Origin of the sequence: Lysobacter zhanggongensis, from assembly GCF_046638635.1 — a bacterium.
GTDB classification, from domain to species: Bacteria; Pseudomonadota; Gammaproteobacteria; order Xanthomonadales; family Xanthomonadaceae; genus Novilysobacter; species Novilysobacter luteus.
On the sequence record NZ_JBJXHK010000077.1, the window covers coordinates 1 to 8,851 of the forward strand.

The window sequence follows — 8,851 nt, forward strand, 5'->3', positions numbered from 1 at the left end:
CGTCCCCGGGCGCCCGGCGACTGACGCGGCCGCGGCCAGCGACGCCGTTGCCCTCGACCCGGCCACGACAACGCTGGTGCCAACCGCGGCTGACGGCATGCCGCAGGATCCCGCGATCACATCGGGCCTCGAAGCGGCTGACGACAGCGGGTCGGTCCCCACCCAGGCCGAGCTCGATTTCGCCGCGCTCTACGGCGAGCCCGCCTACGACCCGGTGGCTGATCCGACCCTGCCCGCACCGGCCACGGTCGCGCCGCCGCACGACCCGTGGGAGCGCTACAACCGGCAGATGCACCGCTTCAACAACGCGGTCGACCGCACCGTCGCGCGCCCGCTTGCCCGCGCCTACGTCGCGGTCGTGCCGCGGCCGGTGCGGCTGGGCGTCAGCAACTTCTTCAGCAACCTCGGCCAGCCGGTCTCGGCGGTCAACGCGCTGCTGCAGGGCAAGCCCGGCCAGGCCGCGCACGCGGTGGGGCGGTTCCTGCTCAATTCCACGCTCGGCATCGGCGGCATCTTCGACCCGGCCAGCGACGCCAAGCTGTCGCGGCGCAGCGAGGACTTCGGCCAGACCCTGGGGATGTGGGGCTGGGAGAAGTCGCGCTACGTCGAGCTGCCATTGTTCGGGCCGCGCACCGTGCGCGACGTGGTTGGCATGGTCGGCGACGCACCGCTGAGCCCGCTGCGCCAGGTCAACGATGACGCCACCCGGATCCCGCTGCAGGGCCTGCAACTGGTCGATATCCGCACCCAGCTGCTGGCCACCGACAGCCTGCGCGAAGGCGCGGCCGACGACTACGCACTGGTCCGCGACGCCTGGATGCAGCGCCGCCAGTACCAGATCTTCGGCGACCGGGTGCAGAGCGAGGACGAGATCGCGCTTCCCGACTACCTGCAGGACGACACCCTGCCGCTGGTGCCCGCCGGCGCCGTGCCGGTGATGCCGACCGACGGTTGAGGTGGCGCCGGTGCGCCGGCGATCCGTGTAGGAGCGGCTTCAGCCGCGATCCGAAACCGTTGGCCTGCGCCAGGCGCCGATCGCGGCTGAAGCCGCTCCTACACGGATCGCCGGCGCACCGGCGCCACCTCAACCGTCGGTCGGCATCACCGGCACGGCGCCGGCGGGCACCAGCGGCAGGGTGTCGTCCTGCAGGTAGTCGGGAAGCGCGATCTCGTCCTCGCTCTGCACCCGGTCGCCGAAGATCTGGTACTGGCGGCGCTGCATCCAGGCGTCGCGGACCAGTGCGTAGTCGTCGGCCGCGCCTTCGCGCAGGCTGTCGGTGGCCAGCAGCTGGGTGCGGATATCGACCAGTTGCAGGCCCTGCAGCGGGATCCGGGTGGCGTCATCGTTGACCTGGCGCAGCGGGCTCAGCGGTGCGTCGCCGACCATGCCAACCACGTCGCGNCGTCGTCCAGGCGCTTGCCGACCAGGTCGAACTCGGCGACGAAACCCATCAACGCATCGAGCACCTTGCCGCCGCTGTCGCTGATCGCGACCGCCTCGCGCTGGATCTTGTCGCGCGTCCAAAGCCGCTCGACCACGCGCAACAGCGCCATCAGCGTGTTGGGCGAGGCGAACACGATCCGTCGCTCGAACGCGTCGGTCTGCAGGGCGGTGTCGGTGCCGAGCGCGGCCGACAGCGCGCCCTCGATCGGGATGAAGGCGATGGTGATCTCGAGCGCCGAGTCGCCGATCGCCTTCGGGTAGTTCTTCTCGCCCAGCTCCTTCATGTGCTGGCGCAGGCCGACGGCATGGCGCCGCATCGCATCCTGCTGCAGCTCCGGGGTCTCGGCGTTCATCGCCTCCTGCCACGCGACCAGGTTGACCTTGCTGTCGACCACCACGCAGCGCTCGTCGGGCAGGCGCACCACGATGTCGGGCTGCAGCCGGGCGCCGTCGTCGTCGGTCGTCGACTTCTGGCGGTCGTAGTGCACGCCGTCCTCGAGGCCGGAGCCGCGCAGCACGCTCTCGAGCATCAGCTCGCCCCAGTCGCCCCGCACCTTGGAGCTGCCCTTCAGCGCGCGGGTCAACGCCGCCGCCTGGCCGGCCATCTCCTGGTTGAGCGACTTCAGTTCGGTGACCGCGCCCAGCAACGACGCGCGCTCCTTGGCCTCGTCGCCATACAGCGCATCGACGCGCGTGCGGAATTCGCCGATGCGTTCGGCGAACGGCTTGAGCAGCGACTCGATGTCGGAGCGGGACTGCTGCTGGGCGTGCTTGACGTTCTTCTCGAACAGCTGGCCCTTCTCCTCGAACACCTTGCCGGCAAGCTCGGAGAACGCACCCGACAGCCGGGTCTGCGCTTCGGCCAGGAAGGCCTTCATGTCGGCGTTGGCCTGGCGGGCATGCTCGAGGTGTGCCGCCGCCTCGGCGTGTTCGGCCTGCAGGCGTTGCTGCTCGGTGCGTGCGAGCGCCAGGGCCTGCTCCATCTGTGCGGCCACCCCGCGCTGCTCCTCGAGTGCCGCCTCCAGCGCCCCGAGCCGGCCGTTGAGGCGGCCGGTTTCCAGCGACTGTTCGCGCACGCGGTCGCGCTCGGCGCGCAGCTCGTCGGCAAGACGGTCACGCTCGGCGGCGAGTGCCGGGTCGGCCATCGGTGAGCCCGGGCGCCGCAGCAGCAGGACCAGCAGCACGATGGCGACCAGCAGCGCCGCCATCACGAGGACAAGCAGGATCGTGGTGTTCATGCGGCCAGTGTATGTCCGCCCCGTCTCGGCGGCTGCGACCGACTCGCGCCGACGCGGGTGCCGCGAGTCCGTCCGGCCTTGGTAGGAGCGACGTGAGTCGCGACCCGCCCTTGCCTGTTGATGTCCGGGTCGCGACTAACGTCGCTCCTGCACAACCCGGCGGTTCTCAGTCCAGCACGCGGCAGAACACCGCCTTCAGGTAGCGCGATTCCTGCACCTGGGCCAGGAACGGGTGGTCCGGCCCGGCGCCGGCGACCTTGAGTACCTGCACCGTGCGGTTGGAGTAGAACGCCGCGCGCCGCAGCATGTCGAGGAACTGCTCCTCGCTGACGAGGCCGGTGCACGAGAACGTGGCGAACAGGCCGCCCGGCTTGACCACGCTGATCGCCAGCTTGTTCATGTCCAGGTACTTCTTCAGCGCCGGGATCACCTGCTCGCGGTCGCGGGTCATCTTGGCCGGGTCGAGGATCACCACGTCGTACTGCTCGCCGGCATTCCCCGCATCGCGCAGCCACGGGAAGATGTCGGCCTGCACGAAGCGCGGGCGCACGCCGTTGAGCCTGGCGTTGCCCTTGGCGATCTCGATCACGTCGGCATCGATGTCGACGCCGACCACGTCCTCCGCGCCGCGCACCGCCGCGTACACGGCGAAGCCGCCGGTGTTGCAGCACAGGTCGAGCACGCGCTTGCCGGCGACGTGCTGGCTGAGCCACTGGCGGTTCTCGCGCTGATCGGCAAAGAAACCGGTCTTGTGCGCCCCGGCCGGGTCGGCGCGGAACTTGACCCCGTACTCGGTGATCAACGCCGGTGGCGTAGGCGCCGTGCCGCTGCTGGCGAAACCGCGGAAGTCGAAACTCTCCTGCTTCTGCACGTGCTCGTCGGCAAAGCCGTGGAAGCGGCAGCCGGGGAACTGTTCGCGCAGTGCGTCCATGATCCATTCGCGGTGGCGGAACGCGCCGGCGCTGAAGTATTCCAGCACCAGCAGGTCGCCGTAGCGGTCGACCACCAGCCCGCTGATGCCGTCGCCCTCGCTGTGGAACACACGCCAGGCGTCGGAGACCTCGTCGAGCTTGAGCACGTCGCGGCGCAGCGAAACCGCGGCGGCGATCTTGCGGCTGAACCAGCTGGCGTCGATGACCGCGGCCGGGTCGCTGTCGAGCATCCGCAGCGCGATGCGCGAATGGCCGTTGTAGAAACCACGGCCGACCCACTCGCCGTCGACCCCGACCACCTCGACGATCGTGCCCGGCTTGGGGCGCTGCGCGGGCTTGTCGACCAGCCGCTGGAAGATCCACGGATGGGTCGATTTCCAGGCATTCCTGAGGCGGACGGTCGGCATGTCGTTGTTCATCGCGCCATTCTACGCGGGCCGGTCGTGGCCCACTGGCGGAATGGTGAGGCCCGTCGGCGGTCCATTGGATTGCCGGTGGCAGGCACCATGTCGGGTCCATGCACCTGCCCGACGACGCCCACCCCACCGACCCCCGTACCCAGCGCGCGGCCGACCGCCGCCGTTGGCTGCGCGCCTTCAACCTGAGCCTGGGCTTCGTGCTGGTGCTGCTGGTGGTGTTCACGCTGCAGGGCAGCGTCGACCTGCGCGCGTGGGCCGTGCAGCCGTGGTCTGCGGAAGGCCTGCGGGGGTTGCTGGGCGCGCCGCTGCTGCACGGCTCGTTCGACCACCTTGCCGCCAACGCGATTGCACTGCTGATGCTCGGCACGCTCGCGATGGGGCTGTATCCGCGGGCGACGCTGCGCGCACTGCCGCTGGCGTGGCTCGGCTCCGGCTTGGGCGCCTGGCTGCTCGGCAACCCCGGCTCCCACCACCTGGGCGCCAGCGGTGTCACCCACGGGCTGATGTTCCTGGTGTTCGTGCTCGGCCTGCTGCGACGCGACCGCCCCGCGATCGCGGCGGCGATGATCGCGTTCTTCCTCTACGGCGGCATGCTGATGACGGTGTTGCCGCGCGAGCCCGGGGTGTCCTGGCAGGCCCACCTGGGCGGAGCGCTGGGCGGCGTGCTGGCGGCCTGGCTCTGGCGCCGGCTCGACCCGCAGCCGCCGCGGCGCCGCTACAGCTGGGAGATCGAGGACGAACAGCGCGCGCTGGAGGCGGATCGCACCGACGACCCGCTCGAGCCGCCGTCGCCGCACGACGTGCCGGTGCTGTGGAAGCGGCCTGCAGACGACGAGTCCACCACCGTGCTGCCGTTCCGCCGCCGCGGGGACTGAGCGACCCGGGTGCGCCACTTCCGGCATACGCCACGGCCAGCGGCAACGCCTAGACTCGTTTGCTCACCCGGACATCGACAGGGAATTCGCATGGAACGTTGGTATTTCAGCGCAGGCAGCAACAGCCCGCGCATCGGCCCGCTCGACGACAACGCCGCGCGCGCCCACGCCCAGCAGCATCCCGAGGATTACTGCTGGCGCGAAGGTTTCACCGACTGGCGCCCGGTCGGCGACGTCGCCGAACTCGAGGCGCCGCGCGGCGCCAGCGGACCGCCCGGCATGCCGCCAATGCCGTCGACCGGCTCCGGCCGCGGCCGCGACGACGAGATCGATTTCCGCATCGTCGGCGCCGACATGCAGTTCGTCGAGGTCGAGCTTGACCCCGGCGAGAGCGCCATCGCCGAGGCCGGCTCGCTGATGTACAAGGACGCCGCGGTGCGGATGGACACGGTGTTCGGCGACGGCCGCGGCGCGGGCCAGGGCGGCGGCTTCATGGACAAGCTGATGTCGGCCGGCAAGCGCGTGGTCACCGGCGAGAGCCTGTTCACCACGGTGTTCACCCACGAAGGATCGGGCAAGGGCAAGGTCGCGTTCGCCGCGCCCTACCCCGGCACGGTGATGGCGATGAAGCTGTCCGACCACGGCGGCCGCCTGGTGTGCCAGAAGGACAGCTTCCTGGCCGGCGCGCGGGGCGTGCAGGTCGGCATCCACTTCCAGCGCAAGATCCTCACCGGCCTGTTCGGCGGCGAGGGCTTCATCATGCAGAAGCTCGAGGGCGATGGCTGGGTGTTCGTGCATGCCGGCGGCACCGTGGTCGAGTACGACCTCAAGCCCGGCGAGCGGCTCGACGTCGACACCGGCTGCGTGATGGCGTTCCACGCCGGGGTCGACATGGACGTGCGGCCTGTCGGCGGCATCAAGAGCATGCTGTTCGGCGGCGAGGGCGTGTTCCTGGCTTCGCTGACCGGGCCGGGCAAGGTCTGGCTGCAGTCGCTGCCGTTCTCGCGCATGGCCGGCCGGATGCTGGCCGCCGCGCCGGGCGGTGGCGGCAAGGACCGCGGCGAGGGCTCGGTGCTTGGCGGACTCGGGCGGATGCTCGACGGCGACGGCTTCTAGGCCGGGCTCGGGGCGTCGGCCGGGCGACCTGCGGCGCGGGCAACCACCACCCGGTTGCTGCCGGCCCGCTTGGCGTCGTACATGGCGGTGTCGGCCCGGTGCATCCAATCCCGGGCCGACTCGCCCACCCGAAGGGTGGTTGCGCCGATCGATACGGTGACCCCGCGACCGGCTTCGTGCCCGTGCATCTGCATGGCCTGCCGCACGGTCTGGGCGACGCGCAGCAGGGCCTCGTCATCGGCACCGGGCAGCAGCAGGGCGAACTCGTCGCCACCCAGGCGGAAAAGGCGGTCGTCGCGCCGGGTCAGCCGCCGCACCAGATCGGCGAAGGTCAGCAGGACCGCGTCACCGGCCTCGTGGCCGAACGCATCGTTGACCTCCTTGAAGTGGTCCAGGTCGAGCACCGCCAGCCCCACCGGCAGGCCGTCGCGTGCAGCGGCCTGGATGGCACGCTCGAGCTCGCGGTCAAGGCCGCGGCGGTTGAGCGCGCCGGTCAGCGGGTCGCGCGCGGCGACGCCTTCAAGCTGCCGGCGCTGCGCCTCGGTGCGGTACGAGAAGAAGTACGCGAAAAGGCTCACCATCGCCGCGGTGACGCCAAAGGTGACGGCCTCGACCGGTTCGAACGGACCTGAGAGNAGCTGCCGGCGCTGCGCCTCGGTGCGGTACGAGAAGAAGTACGCGAAAAGGCTCACCATCGCCGCGGTGACGCCAAAGGTGACGGCCTCGACCGGTTCGAACGGACCTGAGAGCACCAGCACCGCAATCGCACCCGCGGAGATCAACACCGCCGGGCGGCGCGCGGCCAACAGGAAATTGGACAGCAGGACCGGGTACAGCCACAGCGTTCCGGTCAGGCCGGTGAGATGGGCCATTGCCACGCATCCCCCCGAACAGAACACGGCGGCCAGCAGCCCGGCGCGGTCCATCCGGTCGCCGCGCCAGGCGTAGAGCACGATCGCGGTGATGCCCAGTTGGATCCCGACGTCCGCCACCGCGGCAATCGGCTGGTCGTTGAGCATGCGGAAGACCACGAACGGCGTGATGCCGACCACGGTCAGCGCGCCGAACACGGTCATCAGGGTGAGGCGGAAGTCGGCCTTGAGCCGTTGGATGAGCATGGCCGCAGTCCGGGGGGTCGGTACCGTTAACGGCCGCCGGTCCTGCCGCTGCAGGTCGCCGACGCCTCCTTGCCTGAACCGTTCAGCGGGGCAGCGGCAAGCCGCGGAAGGCCTTCACTGTGCGCAGCACGAAGCTGGAATTCACATCGTCGACCCCGGCCTGGTTGAGCAGCCTGTCCAGCAGGAACCGCGAGAAATGCTCCAGGTCGCGCACCACCACGTGCAGCAGGTAATCCATGTCGCCGGTCAGTGCGTGGCAGGCGACCACCTCGTCCCAGGTGGTGACGAAATCGCTGAAGGCGGCGATCGCGGCGCTGTCGTGGTGGTTGAGCTGGACCCGGACGAAGGCCTGCAGGCCCAGTCCCAGCCGTTCGGGGTCGACCTCCGCGCGGTAGCCCGCGATCACTCCGTCGCGCTCCAGACGCTGCACCCGGCGCAGGCAAGCCGACGGCGACAGGTTGACCCGTTCGGCCAGCTCGGCGTTGGTCTGGCGACCCGCGCGCTGCAGCTGGTCGAGCAACAGCACGTCGGTACGGTCGAGGGTGACGGCAGGCATGGTCCGGGAGAGCCGTTAGGGGCGCAAGGATCTTGCGCCGTTTCGGGATATCCACGCAAGAACGCAACACGATTGCGGCACCCGCCCGCTAGAGTGGGACGTTCACCCGTGCGATCCGCACCGGTCCACCCACGCCACAGGAGGCCCACGCCATGGAATCGCCCAAGCGCGTCGAACACCAGCTCACCGACAAGGGCTACGTGCCCGTTTACACCACCTCCGTGGTCGAGCAGCCGTGGGACACCTACACCGATACCGACCACCAGGTCTGGGCGCAGCTGTTCGAGCGCCAGAAGGCGGTGTTGCCCGGTCGCGCCAGCGACGAGTTCCTGTCCGCGCTGGCGGCGATGGAGATGACGCCCGACCGGATCCCGAGGTTCGATGACCTCAACCCGATCCTGCGCGCGGCCACCGACTGGGAGCTGGTGGGCGTGGAAGGCCTGTTGCCCGAGCTCACGTTCTTCGACCACCTGGCCAACCGCCGCTTCCCGGTGACGTGGTGGATCCGCAAGCCGGACCAGATGGACTACCTGTCCGAGCCGGACCTGTTCCACGACCTGTTCGGCCACGTGCCGCTGCTCATGAACCCGGTGTTCGCCGACTACATGGAAGCGTACGGCCGTGGCGGGGTGAAGGCGCACGGCATCGGCGAAGACGCGCTGGTCAACCTGACCCGGCTGTACTGGTACACCGTCGAGTTCGGGCTTATCCGGCAGAGGGACGGCCTGCGAATCTACGGCAGCGGCATCGTGAGCTCCAAGGGCGAGTCGATCCACTGCCTGGAGAGCGATGCGCCGAACCGGATCGGTTTCGACCTGGAGCGGATCATGCGCACGCGCTACCGGATCGACACCTACCAGAAGACCTACTTCGTGATCGACAGCTTCGAGCAGCTGATGGACGCGACCGGGCCGGACTTCGCGCCGATCTACGAGCGGCTGGCCCAACTCGAGTCCGTGCCCGCCGGCGACGTGCTCGACGGCGACCACGTCTACAACCGCGGCACCGGCGAGGGCTGGCTCAACGACGGAGACGTCTGAGCCGCGCCAGCACCCGTACCGCGCCCTCGGGGTTGCGATGCAGGCCACGCGGGATCACCGGGCCTCCGCCGGCCCCGGTGCCGCGCGCCGCGGCGCGACGGCCGATGACGCCG

General features: G+C 70.0%; 9 protein-coding genes. 4 read left to right on the plus strand and 5 right to left on the minus strand.

The window, feature by feature from the left end; genetic code table 11:
- Positions 1 to 955: MlaA family lipoprotein (locus ACKVMH_RS11140; RefSeq protein ID WP_412700335.1), on the plus strand; the 955-nt coding region annotated here is incomplete at its 5' end.
- A gap of 129 nt (positions 956 to 1,084) precedes the next feature.
- Here the strand turns inward: ACKVMH_RS11140 and ACKVMH_RS11145 are convergent.
- From ACKVMH_RS11145 to ACKVMH_RS11155, 3 genes are all read right to left on the minus strand, one after another.
- Positions 1,085 to 1,387 carry an MlaA family lipoprotein gene (locus ACKVMH_RS11145; RefSeq protein ID WP_412700336.1) on the minus strand — a complete coding sequence of 101 codons (303 nt, stop codon included), beginning with the start codon at positions 1,385 to 1,387 and terminating at the stop codon, positions 1,085 to 1,087.
- Complete coding sequence (locus tag ACKVMH_RS11150; RefSeq protein WP_412700337.1) at positions 1,366 to 2,682, minus strand: DNA recombination protein RmuC; 1,317 nt, start codon at positions 2,680 to 2,682, stop codon at positions 1,366 to 1,368. Before ACKVMH_RS11150 ends, ACKVMH_RS11145 begins: the two co-directional genes overlap by 22 nt.
- A 166-nt stretch (positions 2,683 to 2,848) precedes the next feature.
- Positions 2,849 to 4,033 (minus strand): class I SAM-dependent rRNA methyltransferase, encoded by a 1,185-nt coding sequence (locus ACKVMH_RS11155; RefSeq protein ID WP_412700338.1) that lies wholly within the window; start codon positions 4,031 to 4,033, stop codon positions 2,849 to 2,851.
- A 98-nt stretch (positions 4,034 to 4,131) separates the two neighbouring features.
- Between ACKVMH_RS11155 and ACKVMH_RS11160 the strand changes: the two genes are divergently transcribed.
- Together ACKVMH_RS11160 and ACKVMH_RS11165 are read left to right on the plus strand one after the other, a co-directional pair.
- On the plus strand, positions 4,132 to 4,908 hold the full coding sequence (locus ACKVMH_RS11160) for a rhomboid family intramembrane serine protease (protein ID WP_412700339.1): 777 nt from the start codon (positions 4,132 to 4,134) through the stop codon (positions 4,906 to 4,908).
- Between the two features lie 90 nt (positions 4,909 to 4,998).
- On the plus strand, positions 4,999 to 6,024 hold the full coding sequence (locus ACKVMH_RS11165; RefSeq protein WP_412700340.1) for a TIGR00266 family protein: 1,026 nt from the start codon (positions 4,999 to 5,001) through the stop codon (positions 6,022 to 6,024).
- Here the strand turns inward: ACKVMH_RS11165 and ACKVMH_RS11170 are convergent.
- Both ACKVMH_RS11170 and ACKVMH_RS11175 read right to left on the minus strand, forming a co-directional pair.
- On the minus strand, positions 6,021 to 7,142 hold the full coding sequence (locus tag ACKVMH_RS11170) for a GGDEF domain-containing protein (RefSeq protein ID WP_412700341.1): 1,122 nt from the start codon (positions 7,140 to 7,142) through the stop codon (positions 6,021 to 6,023). The two genes, ACKVMH_RS11165 and ACKVMH_RS11170, sit on opposite strands and share 4 nt — an antisense overlap.
- Positions 7,143 to 7,224: 82 nt before the next feature.
- A complete protein-coding gene (locus ACKVMH_RS11175) occupies positions 7,225 to 7,698 on the minus strand; it encodes an Lrp/AsnC family transcriptional regulator (protein WP_215219045.1) in 474 nt (157 codons plus the stop codon).
- 152 nt (positions 7,699 to 7,850) lie between these two features.
- On the opposite strand from ACKVMH_RS11175, the gene phhA reads away from it, so the two are divergent.
- Entirely contained in the window at positions 7,851 to 8,738 is an 888-nt protein-coding gene (gene phhA / locus ACKVMH_RS11180) for a phenylalanine 4-monooxygenase (protein WP_412700342.1), read from the plus strand.
- Positions 8,739 to 8,851: the final 113 nt, after the last annotated feature.